The organism is Pseudoalteromonas sp. N1230-9 (assembly GCF_032716425.1).
GTDB lineage: Bacteria > Pseudomonadota > Gammaproteobacteria > Enterobacterales > Alteromonadaceae > Pseudoalteromonas.
In genome coordinates this window covers 850,318-871,475 of sequence record NZ_CP090420.1, presented here as the reverse complement: position 1 = coordinate 871,475, position 21,158 = coordinate 850,318, and the positions used below count along the sequence as shown (strand labels likewise).

13 protein-coding genes and 1 pseudogene are annotated in these 21,158 nt (G+C 40.1%); 12 read left to right on the top strand and 2 right to left on the bottom strand.

All coding sequences use genetic code 11. From position 1 onward, the window contains the following. The first annotated feature begins 138 nt into the window (after positions 1-138). From LY624_RS21205 to LY624_RS21180, 6 genes are all read left to right on the top strand, one after another. On the top strand, positions 139-1,146 hold the full coding sequence (locus LY624_RS21205) for a LacI family DNA-binding transcriptional regulator (protein ID WP_237119100.1): 1,008 nt from the start codon (positions 139-141) through the stop codon (positions 1,144-1,146). Beyond that, entirely contained in the window at positions 1,143-2,363 is a 1,221-nt protein-coding gene (locus LY624_RS21200; RefSeq protein ID WP_341804621.1) for a glycosyltransferase, read from the top strand. Before LY624_RS21205 ends, LY624_RS21200 begins: the two co-directional genes overlap by 4 nt. Before the next feature lie 149 nt (positions 2,364-2,512). Then, positions 2,513-3,739 (top strand): threonine/serine ThrE exporter family protein, encoded by a 1,227-nt coding sequence (locus LY624_RS21195; RefSeq protein ID WP_237119102.1) that lies wholly within the window; start codon positions 2,513-2,515, stop codon positions 3,737-3,739. A 220-nt stretch (positions 3,740-3,959) separates the two neighbouring features. Next, the gene (locus tag LY624_RS21190; protein ID WP_130152406.1) at positions 3,960-4,586 is read left to right on the top strand and encodes a LysE family translocator; all 627 of its coding nucleotides are present in this window, start codon (positions 3,960-3,962) and stop codon (positions 4,584-4,586) included. Between the two features lie 262 nt (positions 4,587-4,848). Beyond that, entirely contained in the window at positions 4,849-6,267 is a 1,419-nt protein-coding gene (locus LY624_RS21185) for a serine hydrolase domain-containing protein (protein WP_341804620.1), read from the top strand. Positions 6,268-6,621: 354 nt separating this feature from the next. Next, on the top strand, positions 6,622-6,921 hold the full coding sequence (locus LY624_RS21180) for a hypothetical protein (protein ID WP_341804619.1): 300 nt from the start codon (positions 6,622-6,624) through the stop codon (positions 6,919-6,921). Positions 6,922-7,056: 135 nt separating this feature from the next. On the opposite strand, the pseudogene LY624_RS21175 reads toward LY624_RS21180, so the two are convergent. Then, positions 7,057-7,255, bottom strand: a pseudogene (locus tag LY624_RS21175) (IS256 family transposase); the annotation flags it as partial. A gap of 74 nt (positions 7,256-7,329) precedes the next feature. Here LY624_RS21175 and LY624_RS21170 point away from each other — a divergent pair. The 4 genes from LY624_RS21170 (at position 7,330) to LY624_RS21155 (ending at position 14,134) form a co-directional block, all read left to right on the top strand. Then, entirely contained in the window at positions 7,330-8,133 is an 804-nt protein-coding gene (locus LY624_RS21170) for a LuxR C-terminal-related transcriptional regulator (protein WP_341804618.1), read from the top strand. Positions 8,134-8,220: 87 nt separating this feature from the next. Further along, positions 8,221-9,480: a tyrosine--tRNA ligase gene (gene tyrS, locus LY624_RS21165; RefSeq protein ID WP_341804617.1), complete on the top strand. Its 1,260-nt coding sequence runs from the start codon at positions 8,221-8,223 to the stop codon at positions 9,478-9,480. A 482-nt stretch (positions 9,481-9,962) separates the two neighbouring features. Further along, complete coding sequence (locus tag LY624_RS21160; protein ID WP_341804616.1) at positions 9,963-12,524, top strand: TonB-dependent receptor; 2,562 nt, start codon at positions 9,963-9,965, stop codon at positions 12,522-12,524. Positions 12,525-12,718: 194 nt separating this feature from the next. Beyond that, on the top strand, positions 12,719-14,134 hold the full coding sequence (locus LY624_RS21155) for a TonB family protein (RefSeq protein ID WP_341804615.1): 1,416 nt from the start codon (positions 12,719-12,721) through the stop codon (positions 14,132-14,134). On the opposite strand, the gene LY624_RS21150 is transcribed toward LY624_RS21155, so the two are convergent. Further along, positions 14,127-16,244, bottom strand: coding sequence for a winged helix-turn-helix domain-containing protein (locus LY624_RS21150; RefSeq protein WP_341804614.1), 2,118 nt, complete (start codon positions 16,242-16,244; stop codon positions 14,127-14,129). The two genes, LY624_RS21155 and LY624_RS21150, sit on opposite strands and share 8 nt — an antisense overlap. A gap of 155 nt (positions 16,245-16,399) precedes the next feature. On the opposite strand from LY624_RS21150, the gene LY624_RS21145 reads away from it, so the two are divergent. Continuing rightward, entirely contained in the window at positions 16,400-19,021 is a 2,622-nt protein-coding gene (locus LY624_RS21145) for a TonB-dependent receptor (protein ID WP_341804613.1), read from the top strand. A gap of 71 nt (positions 19,022-19,092) precedes the next feature. Then, positions 19,093-21,141, top strand: a complete 2,049-nt coding sequence (locus LY624_RS21140) for a S9 family peptidase (RefSeq protein ID WP_341804612.1) — start codon at positions 19,093-19,095, stop codon at positions 21,139-21,141. The last annotated feature ends 17 nt before the right edge of the window (positions 21,142-21,158 follow it).

Below are 21,158 nucleotides of genomic sequence, written 5' to 3'. Positions count from 1 at the left end.
CGTTTTTATTCTCGATAATCTAGACAGTTTAGGGCAATTCATAAAGAGTTTCGACTCTTTTAGCTGCCAATCAGTGACTTAAACCTGAAAATTACGCTAAAATAAGCGTACTCTTTTCACTACTTATCGCTAAATATAATGATTAAAAAAACAGGCAAAGTCACGATTTGGGATGTTGCTAAAGAAGCTCAAGTATCCAAATCTACCGTGTCTTTAGTCCTAACAAACAGTGATAAGGTCAGTAAAAAAAGTAAGGATAAAGTACTTAGCGCAATTGAAAAGCTGGGGTATGTATACAATCGTGATGCAGCGGCACTGAGAAGTAAACGCTCAAACTTGGTTGCCCTTGTCATTAATGACTTAACTAACCCCTATTCTGCGCAACTGGCAGTAGGCCTTGAAAAGCATATTTTAGCTTTAGGTATGTTACCTATGTTGGTAAACATTGCTGAGGATGTTGAAAGGCAAAAACAAGTTGTAAAAACATTAAAAGAATATAATGTCGCTGCTTTTATCATGTGTCCGGCTCCTGGCACTGAGCAAAGCTGGCAAGATGATCTAATAGAAAGCGGGTTTCCTGTTATTAATATTATGCGTGAGATCCCATTTTCTGCAGCCCCTTGTATTCTGCCGGATAATAAAAAAGGCACGCATGTAGCCACCTCCCATATTCTGTCACAGGGTATTGAAGACATTGCTTTTTTAGGTGGCACTAGTGAAATATCTGATTACCATGAACGATTAAGCGGCTTTTTATCAGCTTTAAAACAATTTAACATTCATGATGAAAAATGCGTCATTGAAGCCCCCACCAATCGCCAAGGTGGACGCGAAGCGTTCGATAAATTGATTACGCAAGCACCGAGTACGCAAGCAATTATTTGTTTTAATGACGTGATCGCATACGGCGTTATTGAAGCTATGCGCCAACATGGCCTTGAGCCTGGAAAAGACATCAAGGTCGTTGGCTTTGACGATCTTGAAGACTCACGCTTGATGCTGCCTTCTTTATCAACCATTGCTATCAATGCCGATGAAATAGGCAAAAGAACCTGCCAAGTACTCAACGAATTGCTCAATCAGTCGACTCCCCCTGTTCGAACCTTGGTGGACGTCAACCTACAAATAAGAGACTCAAGTAAATGAAAAAAGTGTTAGTGATCGGCTATGTGTGGCCTGAGCCAAATTCCTCAGCAGCCGGCACACATATGATGTCATTATTGCGGGCTTTTCGCAGCGAAGGTTGGCAGGTTGAATTTGCAAGCCCTGCACAAAAAACAGAACACATGGTCGACCTCAGTGATGATGGCATTAGTACACAGGTTATTGCACTAAATTGCTCAAGTTTTGATGACTATGTGCAATCTTATAATCCCGATATTGTTATGTTTGACCGTTTTATGATGGAAGAACAATTTGGCTGGCGTATTGATAAATACTGCCCTAACGCTCTGAAAATTCTCGACACTGAAGACCTTCAATGTTTAAGAAACGCCCGCCACGAAGCACATAAAGCAGGGCGCGAATTTACCACAGCAGATTTACACAGCGATATTGCAAAACGTGAGATTGCCGCCATCTTGCGCTCTGACATTAGTTTGATCATTTCACACTTTGAAATCCAGTTACTGAATGACGTATTCAACGTCGATGCAGCCTTGCTTCACCACCTCCCCTTTTTAGTTGATTTAACAACATTGCCCCTGGCCACTAAATCATTCAGTGAGCGCAAACATTTTATGACGATAGGTAATTTTCGTCATGCGCCAAATTGGGATGCTGTTTTGTACTTACAACAGATTTGGCCGCTTATTCGAAAACAATTGCCTGATGCCGAATTACATATTTACGGCTCTTATCCACCACCCAAAGCAACGGCACTTAATAATCCAAAAACAGGCTTTTTAATTAAAGGCTGGGCTGAAGATGCCTATAAAGTAATGGAAGAGGCTAAAGTGTGCTTATCGCCACTACGTTTTGGGGCTGGGATCAAAGGTAAATTACTTGAAGCGATGATTATGCAAACACCGAGTGTCACCACCCCAATTGGCAGTGAAGGTATGCACAAAGATGAACCTTGGCCGGGTGCCCTATGCGAAAGTACCGAGCAGTTTGCCGACGCAGCGGTTGCACTTTACAAAAGCGAAGCGCAATTTACTCAAGCCCAACAACATGGGCAACAGTTACTGCAAAAATATTATGATAAATCAAAGCTTCAAACCCAACTAATCGCTAAAATAAAGGCCGTGAGTGAATCTCTTATTAGCCATAGGCAAGCAAATTTCACGGGGCAAATGCTGAAACATCACACTATGCGTTCAACACAATATATGGCGCAATGGATTGAGGCAAAAAATAAGTAAATTCCTCTTAAATATTACTAGACATAGCGGCGTTTGCCGCTAAAATCGCGCTGGAAAATTTAACCGATATTGTCTTTAGCAATGACTATATCTTATTGAAATTTGGTCTATCCTTAACTGAACAATTTAACCTTTGGTTCAAAACACCTTTGAAAAACGCAACGTTTACTGAAAAACGAAAATTTATCGTTAAGCTGGGTAAAATGCTCCATAAATATGGCACACCTGCTTACCGACTTGAAGCGCACCTAATGGAAGTTGCTACATACCTTGGGCTCAAGTCTTCCTTTGTTATGTCGCCCACATCCGTTACTTTTGTGATCTGGACAGACGGCCACGAAGAAGAATACACCCATGTTGCACGTGTAGATCCTGGCGATCACGATTTAGGCTCGCTGGCTGATACCGATGACTTAGTAAACAAAATGCTCAATGGCGAGTTAACGTTACAAGAGGTTGATAAACAGCTCGACATTATTTACACCATGCCTAATCCGTACAACAAATTTACCACAGGTGTCGCGTTTGCAACCTCTGGTGGTGCATTTGCAATGTTAATGGGCACCAGCTGGAATGACGTATTTTGGTCAGCATTACTCACGCTCGTTGTTTATTTATTTGTACTTTGGTCAACACGTTCTAAACGTGTCGCTCATATGCTCGAACCATTAGTCGCAATCGTTTCAGCAATTTTAGCCTGTGCAATTAGTGTCTATCTTGATGCCGAAATAAACATACGCTTAGTGGTGCTTTCTGCCATTATTGTGTTTATACCTGGGCTTGCCCTTGCCCTTGGGCTCGCTGAACTTGCTGCAAGACACTTAGTATCTGGTACAGCAAGGGTGATGGACTCCTTTATGCTGTTATTTAAGCTTTATTTTGGTGCTTTTATAGGGATTGGAATTGGCTTTGCCCTCTTTGGACAAACAGACTTTATACAACCTGAGCCATTACCCAAGTGGACAGCATGGCTGGCTATTTTTATGCTGTGTAGCAGCCTAATTGTCATTTTTAGAACCAAGATTAAACATGCCGTTTGGTCTATTGCCTCTGGCTTTATTGCTTATGGAACCAGTATTGGCTCGGCAATGTATCTAGATTACACATTAGGTACTTTTGTTGGTGCACTTGCTGTGGGTGTGTTTAGTAATTTATTTAACCGTGTAGCAAATGCGCCTGCTTCTATTGTTGCTATGCAAGGCTTAATTGTATTGGTTCCGGGCAGTAAAACTTATATTGGTCTTAACTCATTAATTGAGGGTCAAGATTTTGTATATGCTGATCACATTGGTCAACAAACCTTTTTGATCTTCATGTCGCTCGTGGCAGGCCTTATATTCGCAAACGTTGCACTGCCACCGAAAAAGAGCTTGTAACACTATTAAGCCCTAGGTTTCCTGGGGCTTTTTGCCAAAAATAACTCACCAATATCAATACGAATAAAGATTAAAAACCCTTTCCCCTATCGAGTGCCTCTTTACATTAGTCCATATAACTAGTTTACAAAAGCAGCATTCAATGAAAGTATAAATAAAGTACACATCGTCTTTAAACATATAGTTATTTGCTTTATTTGCCATGTAACAAGGAGGTTTCATGTTCCCACTCGAGGTTTTTGTAACTTATACACTTGCTTGCTTATTGCTCGTTATCTCTCCTGGGCCAGATAATTTACTCGCGATTGGACGAGGATTAAGTCAAGGTCGAATGGCGGCGGTTATGTCGGGAGTGTCTTCTGGTGCGGGTATTTTATTTCATGTTATTGCCGCTACTTTTGGCCTGACGCTGTTAATTCAAACCTCTGAAGTCGCATTTTATGTCGTAAAACTAGTTGGTGCCGCTTACCTAATTTGGTTAGGTGTAAAAGTGCTACGTACGAAAAACCTCTTTTCATTAGAGCCTGCTAAGAAACAATCTCTAACAACTATCTTTTCTACCGGCTTTCTCTCAGCTGCATTAAACCCCAAACCAGGGATCTTTGTTCTGGCATTTGTACCCCAGTTTGTGAACCCTAACTTGGGTTCAGTAACAATTCAAATGATTGGTTACGGGGTTTGGTTTGCGATATTAACAGCAATTGGCTTTAGCCTAATGGGTGTTTTTTCATCGCAACTCTTTAAATGGTTGAAAGATAAGCCCAAGCTAGTCTCAGGGCTAAATATTGGAGCTGGGGTCACGTTTGTTTCTTCAGGGCTGGCTGTCGCATTTATGAAACAGCGATAAATTGCTAGTAGGAGGTAAAATGAAGTATTCAGAAGATAGCAGAAGGTATTTTCTTTATCGAGTACACAGTAAATTCGCGCATACATTTTTTGTAAAACAAACATAGAATTATTAATTTAGCATCATCTTATTATTGGTATTAACTAGCTGTTTTTGCACTTAATGAACGTCAAAATTAGTTCTTGCCGCATAAAAGTAGTGGACGAAGATAAAACAACTAACACTATCTCCACTCTGTCTTTTCATCAGCAAAGGAATTTCAATGAAAACGTTTTTATTAATCATAACCACATTACTTTACTCTCTCCCCTCATTAGCGAATAAAGCGTTAGCTCCCACATTCATCAACGTATTTAATGAAGGCTCGCGCCTTGAGGTCATTGATTATGTTTCTAATAATATGTCTGAAAATGTAATAGAAAGGTTTGGTATTGATGCGCATGTAGGCGTCTTTCTAAACTCCCAAAATACCTATGGCAAGCTCCAGCTAGTAAACATTTTACCACCCGAAGGTAGCAATGAAATAGTCGAAGTTATATCCAGCAAGAATAAGCTAAAATATAACCTAATCATCAATAAAGAAGAGAACCCTCCTCATAAATTTAATTATTTCACATTACAAGACCCTGAATCGCAGGAAATACCTAAACAGCCGATTTCTGAGCAAGAACTAAAAAAAGCACTGTCGAGCTTTATAAATAACCTAGCTGCTAAAGATGCTTTTTCAGGCTCTGTCTTAGTCGCTAAAGGCCGTAACATCATTTATCAAGACGCTGTCGGCTATGCGAATCGAACATGGAATGAAAAAAATGAAATAGATACACGATTTGCCTTAGGCTCAATCAACAAAATGTTCACTGCAATTGCAGCGTTACAGCTAATTGAGCAAGGGAAATTAAAATTTGAAGATAAGCTAATCCAGTATGTTGATAAGAGCTGGCTACCCAAAGAGCACGCTGATTTGATCACTATCAGGCAGCTCATGACACATACATCAGGATTAGGAAACTTTTTTAACGACGAATTTAATCAAAGTAATAAAGAAATATACAGAGACCTAGCTGCATACAAGCCACTCATATCAAAGAGCGAACTGCTATTCAAGCCAGGTACACGAAACCGCTATAGTAACTCAGGAATGTTAATGCTTGGCTTAGTTATCGAAAAAGTCTCTGGCGAAAGCTATTACGAATATGTTCAAAAAAATATTTACAATAAAGCAAATATGCCTAATTCAGGAAGTTTCGAGCTTGATTCGGTAACAAATAACTTAGCGTCTGGTTATTTAAAAAGATCGTATAGCGACCACTGGGTAGACAGCCGTTACACCAGAGCGGTTAAAGGCAGCCCCGCAGGTGGCGGTTTTTCTACTCTCGAAGATTTACATAACTTTTCTCTGGCTCTAACCGAATTTAAATTACTCAGTAAAGCTTTTACCGAAGACGCTTACTCTGAGAAGACACAATATAACTCTGCTTTTTGGTACGGCTATGGTTTTTCTGTAAGTGGCGAGCCTAACAATCGTAAAGTAGGACACGGCGGTGCCTATTTAGGGGTTGATGCGCGTTTAGATATTCATCTTGATAGTGGATTCATTGTCGTCATACTAGCAAACCAATCAGATGTGGTAGCCCCAGTGAGAAGAAAAATTGACGAGTTAATCAACAATTATAATCTATAAGCCCAAACGAAATGTTTAGCTGAAACGACTAAAGGAAGACTTGGATATTGCAAAACTAGAAGCTATCTTAATTTTTATTCTCGATTAGCTGCTTACACAGTAAAAGTAAATCGAACACTTCGCTAATCACGATAGTTCATCTACATTTGAGATAGAAAAAACAATTTTAGTAATATCCATACTGCTGCAAGCTTGCAATTAGATTGTATTAATAAGATTACTGAACATTACACTGAGCCCAAGGAAGTTAAGTTTGTTGTAAAACATTTTCATCATCTAGCAAACTTGGAAACAACGCTTAACAAGTTAAGCAGTAATAATTTAGTAAGCTGAAGAATTCAGAGAGGTAAAATAATGAGTAAAGCAGAACTTCCTGTAGCCTGGATTGAGAATGAGCCCCCTATTCAGCCAGGATTATATTTTGTAGCTGTTCGGTATGAAACTGGGTTTGGTTCTTATGATTATATGGATTGGGATGGCGAGAAATGGGAAAAAGATAAATCTATAAAGGTTGTTGGTTGGGTGGCTTTGTGTGACTTTTTAAAATTAATTGATGCTGGTTGGCCTTTAAGTGATGATCAAGATTCAGCATTAAAAGACTCGCTTAAAAAATATAAAGCTAACGACGATAAAGGTTTTGTCGAATTTAAATAAGCTTTACTCATATTATCAAAATAATACCAAATGCTTGGCTAAGTGTTCATTTTTCGCCAAATATAGCCAAGCACTTTCTGCAAATTTAGTGGATATTAAGTTGAGGGGATTAAAATTCTGTATCAGCTTAAACTGCTAAATATCTAGCACAGCATCTAACCTACCTTCGAAGTGGATGGCTAATTGAAAAATATAAGATTCCAGCTATGGATTGGCATTGTCCATTCCTTTGAAGCGTTCAATATGTCCACATACATAATTTCATCAAACTATTTTCATTGGGAAATGCGCCCTTTGTTTCAGTGAGCTTTCTAAATTGGCGGTGCACAGCTTCATAAAACCCATCACTTTTAAAAATACTCCTCCCTGCGTTATGATGTACCGAGCGCATTATTACCTCTTAATCTCATGATAGAAAAAACATTTAATCAGTTACTCGCCGCTTCCATTTCGGCAATTAATTCAGTCACGTTTACGCCTAAGTTAGTGGCTTTTATCAATCATATTGTAAATTTTGATTGTGCTGTTATAACGGGTTTAAGAGGTAATAAACATCCAATTTATTTGTATGACTCAATTAAAGAGTCACGTGAGCTACTTTTTGAGCGCTACTTAACGGCATCGTTTCGTGATGATCCCTTTTATCAGATGATTTTAAGCAACAAAAAACAAGGGGTTCATTCTTTAAAGGATATCATGAACAATAAAGCTAAAACCTCCTCAACCGATTACTCACATTTTTACTTACAAACAGGTTGGCAAGATGAGCTTTGCCTCGTTATTGAGATAGAGCCTGAGCGCTGGGTCATTATTTACTTAGGTAAAACCAAAAAAGACCATGTATTTACTCGTGAAGATATAAACACATTAAAGTCATACTTTTGTCTAATTCAGTCACTATGTCAGCAACATTGGCTACAAGCAGAATTTCTTCTTGCTGAATCTTTATTGCAACCTGCGATTCATACTGAGAAAAAACGCGAATTAATTAAGCATGCCCTATTCACTTTTGGTCAGCACTTACTTACAAAACGTGAAAAACAAATCGTAACCTTAATTATTCAAGGCCTTGATAGCCAAGAAATAGCAACCCAGCTTGGTGTATCTGAAGGCACGGTTAAAAACCACCGAAAACGCATCTATGCAAAATTACATGTGGCTTCATTAAGTGAACTCTTCCAGCTTTTCTTAAACCACCTAATTACGCGATAAACCTAAAACTGTCCCTTTTGAGACATACAAATCGCTGTTCTCTATCCGTACTCTGTCAACCTGATAGTAAAAATTAAGACAAGACAGATGACACTTATTCAACAATTAAATGATCGCGGGCTAATTGCTCAAGCTAGTAACATTGAACAGATGCAGCAGCAACTCGATGATGCACCTCAAACTGTGTACTGTGGTTTCGACCCAACTGCGGGAAGCCTTCATATTGGTCATTTAGTACCACTTATTATGCTTAAGCGCTTTCAAGACGCGGGTCATCAAGCAATTGCGCTTATAGGTGGCGCTACAGGTATGATTGGCGATCCTAGCTTTAAAGCTAATGAGCGCAACTTAAATAGCGAGCAGATAGTCACAGATTGGGTTAAGGCATTAACAAGCCAAATTCAAAATTTATTATTGCCTCATTTAGATAAACCCTTACTAACGGTTAACAATGCTGACTGGATAAAGGAAATAGATGTCATCACTTTTTTCCGTGATGTAGGCAAGCACTTTTCTGTCAATAATATGATCAACCGAGAGTCAGTAAAACAACGTCTGCACCGCGCTCAGCAAGGTATTTCGTTTACTGAGTTTAGTTATTCTTTGCTACAGGCTTACGACTACGCACAGCTAAATCGTCAGTATGGTTGTAGTATACAAATTGGTGGTAACGATCAATGGGGTAATATTGTCAGTGGTATTGATCTTACTCGCAGGCAAAATAGCGCTCAAGTCTTTGGCTTAACCTTGCCGTTAATTACAAAATCAGATGGCACTAAATTTGGAAAAACAGAAGGAGGCGCTATTTGGCTTGATGCAACAAAAACGTCTCCTTATGCTTTTTACCAATTTTGGTTATCAACAAGCGACGCTGATGTTTACACGCTTTTGCGCTATTACACCTTTTTAAGCTGTGAAGACATTAATGCAATTGAACAACGAGACAAAGCAAGTACAGCTAAACCTGAAGCACAGCTGATACTCGCAGCAGAAATGACACGCTTTGTTCATGGTGAAAAAGAACTTAAAAGCGCACAGCGCATAACACACGCTTTATTTACAGGTCATGTTCAGCAGTTGAGTTTAAGTGAGCTAAAACAATTAGAACTCGATGGTATGCCTTGCATAGCAAGTGCAACGCAAAACATGCTAGCGTTATTAGTAGAGACTGGGTTAGCTAAATCAAAGCGTATTGCGCGGGAACTAATAGACAGTAACGCCATTAGTGTCAATGGCGATAAAGTAACCTCAGATAATCAAGAGCTTGATTTTGGGTTATTTGACCAGTATTGGCTAATCCAACGTGGTAAAAAGCACTTTTGCTTAATTAAGCGACAAGGTGCCTAGTAGCCTTCACTAAAATGCGGATAAACGTGCCTAAAGCACGTTTGTTCGCATCGCCACATTCACAAAGAACTGTTAATAATTGCGAGTTCAAATAGCGAATATTTGCACACTTTTACATCTATAAGTTATGAATCATGCGCTAATTTTCATCTCAAAGTTAATAAGTAAACTTAACTTATTAAAGAAACGAAAATTTTTAACAATTAAAAATATAGTAAATTCAATTAAATAAATCATAAAAAGCCATTTAATTTAATCTATTTTTAACATTTCACAACTTTTCATTCAAATTCAAGACTCCCCTGCATTTAAAAGCGTTTAATAGCCTCTCAAACTTAAAATGACAGCGCTGCCTAAAATCAGAGCAAGAAAAATAAGCAACATTAAGTTGCGTTAGTTTGACAACAATTCAGTGCTATGTGCATCCACACAAGTACAAACACAAATGATAAGACAACAGTTCGAATTCAAGGGGATCGACAATGTTAAGCTTGAACAAAAATAAATTAAGTTTAGCTATCAGCTTGTCATTGGTAAGTGCGGGTATCAGTTTACCTGTATTTGCTAATGAGGCAGATAAAGCTACCACCGATGAAGTAGAAGTTATTCAAGTCCGCGGTATTCGCGGCAGCGTTGTAAAGTCACTCAATACTAAACGCTATGCAAACTCAATTGTAGATGCCGTTACATCAGAAGATATTGGTAAGTTTCCTGATCAAAATGTTGCCGAATCGCTACAACGTATAACGGGCGTATCAATGAGCCGCGCGTTTGGTGAGGGCGAACGTATTAGTATTCGTGGTACCTCAGAAAACCAAAACCGTACTTTATTAAATGGCCAAGCAGTTGGCTCTGCAGATTGGTGGGTCGATTCATCAGCAAGCAGGGGCTTCAACTATACGATGCTTCCTTCTGAAATAGTATCAGGCCTTGAAGTCTATAAATCACCTGAAGCCGACATTGATGAAGGTTCGATCGGTGGTACGGTAATTGTTAGAACACGCAAACCTCTCGATCTTGAAGCAAATAAAATAGCAGGCTCAGTGCTGATGCAGCACAGCGAGGTTTCTGGCGAAACAGACCCACAACTTGCAGGTCTTTACAGCTGGAAAAATGACAACGAAACGTTTGGTGCACTCGTCTCTGTTTTCAAACAAAAACGTAATCTTCGTCGCGATGGTATTGAAGCATGGAGCTGGACGCACCGAGATGTCACTCTAGAAGATGGCTCTGTTATTGAAGATGTGTACACACCCGGTGGTGGTGGTTCAGCCATGTTCACCCAAGAAAGAATCAGAACAGGCTTCAATTTAACACTTCAATACCGCCCAACAGACGATATTGATATTACCTTTAATGCACTTGATTCAACAATGAAAGCCAATAATGCCAACCAAAACTTCCTTTGGTTACCTGGCTATGGTGGTTCACAATACACGTCTTTAGATGTTGTTGAGCATGACAAGGTAGGTCGCTTCGCCCAAGCTGGTACCTTTGGTTTATCTGAAACAGGGAATAATGTTCTTGATGAAACAAAAGTTCGTAATTCAGAACTTAAAACCAATTCATACGATATTAAACTGGTTCATGAAGGCGAAACGTGGAAATCATCTTACCACATTGGTGTAACAGAAGGTTCGGGAGGAACTCAAACAGACCGAAGCGTTGGCTGGGAAGGTAACACGGTACATAGCTACAACGCGGCAAACACTGAAAATATTGAAACAAGTTACGCCAACGATCCTGCCGATGGTAGTTTATGGAATTTAGGCTTTTTACGTTACGACTCAAATGATGCACTCGATAAAGAATACTATGCGCAAACAGATTTTGAGCGTGCAATTGATGTCGCAGTATTCAGTAAAATTAAGTTCGGTGTTAAATACCGAGATCACAAGCGTGAAAATGTTCGCTTGCAGTCACAGACTCGCACAGATCTAAACTGGAGCCTAGCCGACTATTCGAACCCTGCACCAAGCGACTTCTTATCGGATATTGGATCAAGCGGTACATTGCGTGATTATGCCATGACGGATCTTGGAAAAGTACGTCGTGATGGTGATGCCCTTGATTGGCAATATAACCTACTGTTCGATAGTAACTTTGCAATCGAAGAAAACATCTTCGCAGGCTATGTAAAAGCTGATATTGATGTGGAAGGTATGCGTGGTAACGTGGGTGTGCGTTTAGTTGAAACCAAACAAACCACAGGTGCCTATGTAGGACCTGCTGATGCTAAAGCGTGGCAAGAAGAAGAAACCAGTTACTTTGATATTCTTCCAAGCTTAAATTTAGCAATTGACTTAAATGACGACATGTTACTTCGTATTGGTGCTGCACGTGTTATGACGCGTCCAGACTACGCCGCAATGACGAATGCCACAACCTATAACACAGAAACTCGTGTAGGTACGGGTGGTAACTCAAATATCGACCCATACCGTGCAACACAATTTGATGTTGGCTACGAGTGGTATTTCGCTGATGCAGGCATTTTTTCAGCCGCTCTGTTCTATAAAGACTTACAGTCTACTTTAGGCAATAACACCCAAACCGAAATATTTAACGGTGTGGAAATTGAAATAAGCCGTCCGATTAATGGTCCGTCAGGCACATTAAAAGGAATAGAGCTTGGTTTCCAAACAGAAATAACAGAAGGGGTTGGGGTCGCGGCTAACTACACATTTGTTGATGGAGAGTCAAAAGACTTAGAAGGCAACGATGTGCTTATTCCTGGTATTTCTGAGCATACGTATAACATCAGCACTTACTACGAAACTGAACGTTTTGGCGGTCGAATTTCTTATAACTTCCGTACTGGTTACGACACAGGTCGTGCATGGCCTGGTTATCAAGATGATTACGGCCAAGTTGATGCCACTTTTAACTTTAATATCACTGAAAACATCACCGCTGTTTTCGAAGCAACTAACCTAACAGATGAGCATACCTTCAGCTATCAAGAGGAAGGCGTTAAGCAAGCACTTACAGGCGTATATGCTGACGGGCGTCGCTTTTCTGCTGGGGTACGTTTCAATTTCTAGTCGACACACTTGCTAACACAGGTATCCGACTATCGCCATGGATGGTGAGCCTCAATGCCCTGAGGTCTTTGAGCGGTGGACTTTGTTCACCGCTTTTTTTATTGATTAAATAGCATGTGTTGTTCTAGCAATCATGGCTAAAACAAGTACAATCAATGACTAAAGAGCTTTTAAAATCTTAAAATAAATTACCAGTGTCGCTCATAACCACTCACCCAAAAGATGCAAAACGTGCAACTCGAACCATGCAACTATTTGCATGGCTGGTCACTTATGCTCTTTTATCTTGTAGTGTAAAAGCCGATCTTCTCGATGCCACCTTAGCTTATCATCAAGGCGATTATAACAAAGCTCAGCAACAGTTTTACGAGCTTGCTCAGTTAGGTAATGTAGATGCGATATATAATATTGGTGTTATGTATTTGCATGGTCAAGGCCGTGAGAAAAACCCTGCCAAAGCTTATGCGTGGTTTAATTTAGCCGCTGATTTTGGCCTAGAAGAAGCACGCGATACTGCAAGGCTTATCGCCAAACAAAGTGAACAACAACACCAAGCACTTGAAGATGCATACGCAGCCTTGTTAACGAATATTAGTTATGAAAAGTATGATCAAGAACTGCGCCCAGAACTAACCGCAGAGCCTGTGCATGAACAAAGTGTGTATCGTAGCTATACCGTTGAACCAACCTACCCCGAACACGCCTACAACAATGGTTTAGAGGGTTGGGTTTGGTTAGAGTTTGATATTGATAAAAACGGCGCTGTTGGCGATATTACACTCGTAGACTCTTACCCCAAAAATACGTTTGACAAGCCTCTCATAAATGCTGTCAAACGTTGGCAATATGAAGCACCTAGCGAGATAGAGCACGCATATTATAATCGCTCTTTGCTCTATCACTTTACAACCTTCAAAGGTGAGCAATACCAGCAAAGTTTTCAGCGTCAGCAAAAAAGTTACCAAAGTGAAATAAGCGAATTAATAGATGCAGCCGAACAAGGCAATGCACTAGTTCAATACTATATTGCTAATTGGTTAAGCTCTGATAAGTACAATGCTAGTAAATTATTAAAATATCACTGGCAAAAAGACACCGCCAGTAGTGAGTTATTACTTACCTCAGCCCGTAATGGTTACGCTAATTCTCAATACCGAATAGGCGCTAATTTGCTGCGCGGTGATTATGGTCGAGTAGACAGACAAAAAGGCTTAAATTGGGTTTTATTGGCCGCGCAAAATGGTTTTGCTAATGCTCAATATCGCCTTGGTCGTGAGTTATTAAACAAACAGTATGTTGATTATGCGCCTAACAAAGCACGAAAATGGTTAATTGCGGCAGCCGCACAAGGCCACTTCAGAGCTAAGCGCGATTTAGCAGCACTTCTTTTTGAATTAAACGAACCCGTTGCTGATATTCAACACGCATTAGATGATGCATTAAAACTAGATAAAAGCCATCCACAACTATTGTTGCTACAGGCCAAACTTCAACAACAACAAAAACAAATCGAACAAGCTAAGTTCTTTGCACAAGCTGCGCTCAATGAAGCACGCGACAGAAACTGGAGTACTCAAGCCATTTCAGCCTTTTTAACGCTACTTAATTAACCACTTGATGTAACAAAATATCAGTTTCAATACCATCAACCTGACTAAACACCAATTGTGTTCCATCCACAGAGCTACTCATTGTCAAATTAACTCCTATATCTAACCCATAAGCACCTAGTTTTTTAATAAATATATTTTCTTGTGAAGCAATGACATAACAATACAAAGATAACTGATGGCCTTCGCGAAGAATATAGTACATCCCCCCTTCAAATAAGGCTGGCTTATATAAACTAAGTGATGGCAATAGTTGTGATAAGGGAACATGTTGCTCTAAAGCTGCTGACAGATAAACACGCAATGTGTGCTCATAGTTAATGTAGGACGGATTCAATTGCCACAGAGGCTGAGCTGGCGATAACCTGCGGGGTGTCACATTATTTGCCTTTAATGAGTTACTGCTCAGTTGCAAATCATACTGCCAATCTTGCCATTCACCCTGCTGTGATTTTGCTTGATAAAAAATAGTTTGGCTATCATCAGACCAACGAACCGCATTCAATTGCTCAAAGCCTGAAATAACAGGGACCAACCGGCGTGAAAAAGAATTTATTAAATACACATTTTGTCTTTCATCTAGCAACAATAATGTATCGCCATTAGGCGAAAATTGCAGGTATTTTGGAGTAATATGGCTGGGTAATTGAGCCACTCGATTGGCTCCTTTTCGGCGTTGATGTTTAATCCAAATCTCTGCTTGAGAATACCGAGTGACACCAGGGCGCTGTACAGAAATAAATGCAACCAGCTCACCATTGCTTGATATGGTAGGCATGAAGTCCATACGGGTTGAAGAGGCAAGCTGAGTGGTTTTATCAACACTTATTCCGTCACTGCCTTTATGTAAACTGAGTTGATAGGCATTTATTTGCGCTAACCCCTCTGCATGGGCAACGTCGCCATTAACAGGGTTTACATCTAAACTGGCAATAAATCCCATAGGTTTATGTAATGAGTGTTTTACCCCCTGTAATGTGCTGCGCATCAGTTCATCTTCCACTGACCAAATATGTTTTGCAAATGCGCCATAGATGGGCTGTTGTTTATACTGCTGACGACTAATAATGCGCTGCTCACTCAGGTTATGCAAATTCACTTCGCTTAGTGTGTACCAAATGCCCTGCTTTTCAACAATCAGCATTTTTCCTTCGCCACTAATATCAAACGCGAGAGGTTTAAACTCCCCTATCAAGGTTGTATCTTGCACTTTAACTTTATCACCCAAACTCAGCGTGTATTTCATCAAACGGGGCTGGTTGTCGTGCCAAACAATGCCAAAAAGTACATCTGGCTTATACCACTTGAGCCGTGTAGGAGCGCTGCTGGGCAGGCACTGTGTTAAGGTATACTCTGGACTCAAACGCCATGTTTCAATCGCGTTATTAACACCTATTATGCGAATATCACAGCGTAACGGGTCATAACGATAATATGCCAACCACTGACCATCTGGTGACCATACTGGTGCTTCTTCGGAATAACCTGAGCTTTTAATATTATGAACTGTTTGGCTTTGTTGATCGAATACAGCTAAGTCAAACTGATTTTGTAATTCGTTTGACTGACTAAACGCTAAATATCGTCCATCTGGGGAGTAACGTAAAAAAGCCTCAGTGCCTGGTGCAGATGTTACGCGAGCACGGTAGTTAAACTCTGTCGGTTTGCCCTTTGCCGTGAATAAATACTGTAAAAGTAAAGTGCTAATTACACCGACAACAATACCTGTGACGCCAAACAATGCCATCTTTTTTGGTGAATGTTGACGAGCCTTATCAAACAATGTTGGCGGTTCACTCACATTGGCAATTAGCTGATAGCCGATGCGAGGAATCGTTCTAATAATTTGCGGTGGAGACTTATTATCATGAAGGCTTTTTCGAAGTTGAGTGACCAGTTGACTCACCGAGTTATCACTGACGATCACATCTCCCCATAGCGCATCCATAATCTGTTCTCGTGAAACAGCTTCGCCCTGTTTTTTTAATAACAAAGACAACAAGGCTAATTGCCTAGACTCTACATCAACCCATTCGTTCTGTATTTTTATTTTCAGGCTCACAAAGTCAACGATGACATCGTTAAGCATTACTTTTTGTTGGGTTGACATCGACATTTGTTCAATTGTTACACAGGTTAATCTATGGTTAAATTAATCGAGAAAGCGTAAAATATAAATAAGGTACTGACAACAAGCAACAAACTCTTGATTTTATTATCATGAGGCAACTTGAAGAACACATTAACCGCTTTATTGGATTTGGCATGGCTTTAAGAACGCTCAATTTTATTAACATTTTTACCTATATTGGTTTTATTTTACTTGTATTTAGTTCAACGTACAGCTTTGCTCAAACAAGTGATAAAGAAAAGAACGCTTTAGAAACCATTCAAATCAGGGGCTTTCATGACAGCGCTGTCAAGTCACTCCATGATAAACGAAATAGTCAATCAATTATAGATACTATTAGCGCACAAGATATCGGTAAATTTCCTGATAAAAATGTCGCAGAGGCACTCCAACGTGTGACCGGTATTTCATTATCACGTATTCAAGGTGAAGGTGAGCGAGTGGGTGTTAGAGGAACAACACCAGAGCAAAACCGTACTTATTTAAATGGTCAATCAATTGCATCAGCCGATTGGTGGATTTCATCACAACCCAACAGAGGGTTTAACTATACCTTGTTGCCCGCTGATTTAGTTGCTTCACTCGAAGTCTATAAAACACCACAAGCGGATCATGATGAAGGATCATTAGGGGGAGCGGTTAACATAAAAACCATGCGCCCTCTTACAACACCGAATAAGCACTTTGTGATAAATACGCAACTGCAGTATAACGACCTATCAGGTGAGTTTGATCCACAACTAGCGAGCTTCTATAACTGGAAAAATAGTACACAGAGCACTGGCTTATTACTAACTTTTAGTCGAAATGAGCGCTCATTACGTCGTGATGGCCTAGAGTCATGGGGGTGGCACGAACAAAACTACGCCTTGAATGATGATAACAGCCTCTCCCCTGTAGACAGGCTAGCCGATATAAATCGAGTTTGGACGCCAGGCGGTGGTGGTTCGGCACTCTTTAAGCAACGTCGAATTCTTACCACTGCGACATTTGCTTTTGAGCACCAACTTAATTTTGATTGGAATATTCAACTAAATGGCTTGTATTCAGTGCTTGATGCCGATAACAGTAACCAGAACTTTTTATGGCAACCAAGCAGCGTTTTTGCCAGAGGGGGCCGCATTCATGACGCTGCAATCATCAACAATACATTGGCTTTTGCTCGTTATAGCAAAGTCACTGATATAAATAGACCTTATAGCACTGCAATGGAAGCTATTTGGCGAGAATCACAAATCGACACGAGCAGTATTCAGTTGATCGCATCGCAACAGGCTGATTTGTGGCATAATACTTATCAATTAGGCTTTACTCATGGCGGTGGAGGCTCAAAGCAAGACTATACCTCTCAATTCTCAGCGAATACGGCGTTTAGTGTCGACACACGGCAACAACAAAATATCATTGCAGATTATGCCATTTCACCTCTTGATGCTGCACAATGGCAACTCACCGAGGCCAGAAACGACAGTCAAGATTCCACTGATCAAGAGCTTTATATACAAGCTGACTTTGAACGTGCCGTTGATCATTCAATTATTTCTTCTATAAAATTTGGCGTAAAATACCGTGATCATCAACGTGACTTTATTCGCTTACGCTCAATTAATGGCTCATACGATAAATTAACAGAGCAACTTGCTTGGACACTCGCTGATTTTCCTGCTGATATCCCAGATGATTTTTTAACCGGCATTGGTAATCAGCACACTTTAAAAAACTATAGCTATGTTGATATCAATTTACTTGCAGAGCAATTTAATACACTTAATTTTGAACAGCAGGAAGAAAAAGCCAGTCGTTTTGATATACAAGAAAGAACGACTGCGGGCTATGTTAAGCTAAATTTAAATGGCGATACATACAACGCAAACCTTGGGCTACGAGTTGTTAATACTCGTCAAGATAGCGCTGCTTATGCTCGCATCGCATCGCCTATTGAGCTTCCGGACAGCTACCAATGGCAAACCCACTATAAAAATTACACAGACTTACTGCCGAGTATAAACCTCAACATTGATATTACCGATGATGTGATTTCTCGCTTTAGTGTAGCCAGAGTCATGTCTCGCCCGCAATATAATCACTTAATGCCTTCTACCAACTACAATGTCACCCAAGCACAAGGTCAAGGCGGTAACCCTGATTTAGACCCTTACAGAGCCAATCAATTTGATGCGAGCCTTGAATGGTACTTTGCTGATGCAGGGCTATTGTCTGCCGCTTTATTTAATAAAGATGTTGAGTCATTTATTGAATTTAACCGTGGTGTTGAAGTGCATGAAAACATTGCTATGACAATAGACAGACCAATCAATGGCAGTGGTGGTACGATTCGTGGCTTTGAACTCGGTTATCAACAAGAGCTATTTTATGGTTTCGGGTTAATTGCAAATTATACCTTTGTTGATGGCCAAAGAAGTAAACGTAATAATGCCAGCCTTAACGCTATTCCTGGTACTTCAAAACATACAATAAACTTAACTAGCTACTACGAAAACGAACACTTTAGTGGCCGTTTAGCATACAATTATCGCACTGACTTTGCGACTGGCGTAGGTGAAACCATCATGGAAAACTTCGGTCAATTGGACGGTAATTTAACCATAAAACTAAACAAACAATTCGATATTATTGTTGATGCAATAAACCTTACCAACGAAACAACCTACACATATGAACGTAATCAGTATGCTCCTACGGGCATCTATAAGAATGGTCGACGGTTTTATTTAGGTATTCGTTACAGCCACTGATCGCATTTGTTACTAATGCGATTCCACACTGCTATAATCACCGCAGAACATAACAAGCGAAGGGAACTACTATGCTAAAAACTGCTTTAGCCTTAGCCGTTGGTCTTTCAAGTACACTTGCTACTGCCAACGACACAATTACAATTGACGACATTCCAACAATACAATCAGTTATCCAAACAAGCGTAAGCCCTGATGGTGACTCGGTTGCGTTTACCCGCTCAGTACCACGTACACTGTACAAAGATGAAAATGGTCGTAATTACAGCGAACTTTACATTGTTGATGACGAAGGCGTTGAGCGTCCGTACATTACAGGTAAGGTTAACATCGGCAGCATTCAATGGTCTAAAGATAGCAAAACCATTTATTTTCTTGCTAAATTAAACGATGAAAAATTCACTTCACTGTATCAAATACCCGTTGACGGTGGCCAAGCTCAAAAAGTAATGTCTTTAAAAGACACATCAATATCAAGTTACGAGCTAAGCCCTGACAATCAAAAAGTCGCTATTTTAGCACTCCCTGCCAAAGATAAGTCTGAAAAAGAGCTAAAAAAATTAGGCTTTATGGCAGAAGTATATGAGCTTGGCCTTGATAATAAACAGCTTTTCATTGTTAGTCTTGCAAAAACAGACACGCCATTAAAGCCAACGGCATTAAACGTTAGTGATTATGTTAGTGATATGAATTGGTCAGCTAACGGTGAAAAACTACTTGTTAAAACTCAACCAACTGCTCTTATTGATGACAAATACACTAAGTCAATGTGGCATTTATATGATGTTACAAATGACCAGGTAACCTTATCTTTTAAAACCGAAGGTAAATTAGGCGATGCCGAATTATCTGCTGATGGTAAGTACATCGCGATTTTAGGTGCTGAGGATAAACATGATCCAGCTACTGGTCGCTTATTTATTGCTGATACAAAAACGGCAGAAATCACAGAGTGGCTACCAAATTTTATGGGCCATATCGTTGATTTTGAATGGTCTCATAAACGCAATACACTAAACTTCATCGCAAATGTTGGTACAGAAAGTTTTGTTGCAAGTATTAAAACGGGCAGTAAAAAGTATAAAAAGATCATTGAAGAAGGTCGCTTTATTGCCAGCAATTTAAGTGTGTCTGATTCAGATAAAACCTTAACTGTGCGCGCTAATACAGCAAAGCATCCAAATGAGGTGTTTATTATCCGTGGTAATAAAGCAACCCGTTTAACTGATTCTAACCCTTGGTTAAATGATAAACGCTTTGCCAAACAAGAGACTATCTCACTTAAAGCACGTGATGGTGTCGATATAGAAGGTATATTGGTTTACCCTCTTGATTATAAAGAAGGTACCCGATACCCACTAATTATGTCTGTCCATGGTGGGCCTGAAAGCCATGATAAAAATGGCTGGGTAACCAATTATTCTCGCCCTGGGCAAATGGGAGCCGCGCGTGGTTATGCGGTTTTCTATCCTAACTACCGTGGTTCAACAGGTAAGGGGGTTGATTACTCAAAACTAGGCCAAAACGACTATGCAGGCAAAGAGTTTGACGATTTGGTCGATTTTAAAAATCACCTTGTAGAAATGGGACTTGTTGATACAAAACGTGTTGGTATCACTGGTGGCTCATACGGTGGTTATGCCTCAGCGTGGGGTGCAACAAAGCTGACTGAACACTTTGCAGCAAGTGTGATGTTTGTGGGTGTATCTAACCAACTATCAAAATTTGGAACAACAGATATTTCTAACGAAATGAATCTGGTTCACGCACGCTCATATCCTTGGGATAAATGGCAATGGTATTTAGAGCGCAGCCCTATTTACTGGGCGGGCCAATCTAAAACACCACTGCTTATCATGCATGGTAAAGAGGATCCGCGCGTACACCCTGCTCAATCAATGGAGCTTTACCGTTACATGAAAGTACAAGGCAAAGATGTACGCTTAGTCTACTACCCAGGTGAAGGACATGGTAACCGTAAGGTTGCCGCTCAGTACGATTACAGCCTTCGTCTAATGCGTTGGATGGACAACTACTTAATACAGGGCAATAAAAACATGCCTGAATTTGAGATTGACCATGCAGCCAAACTAAAGGCTGTAAAAGATACAGATAAATAATCTATACGCCTTGCTTT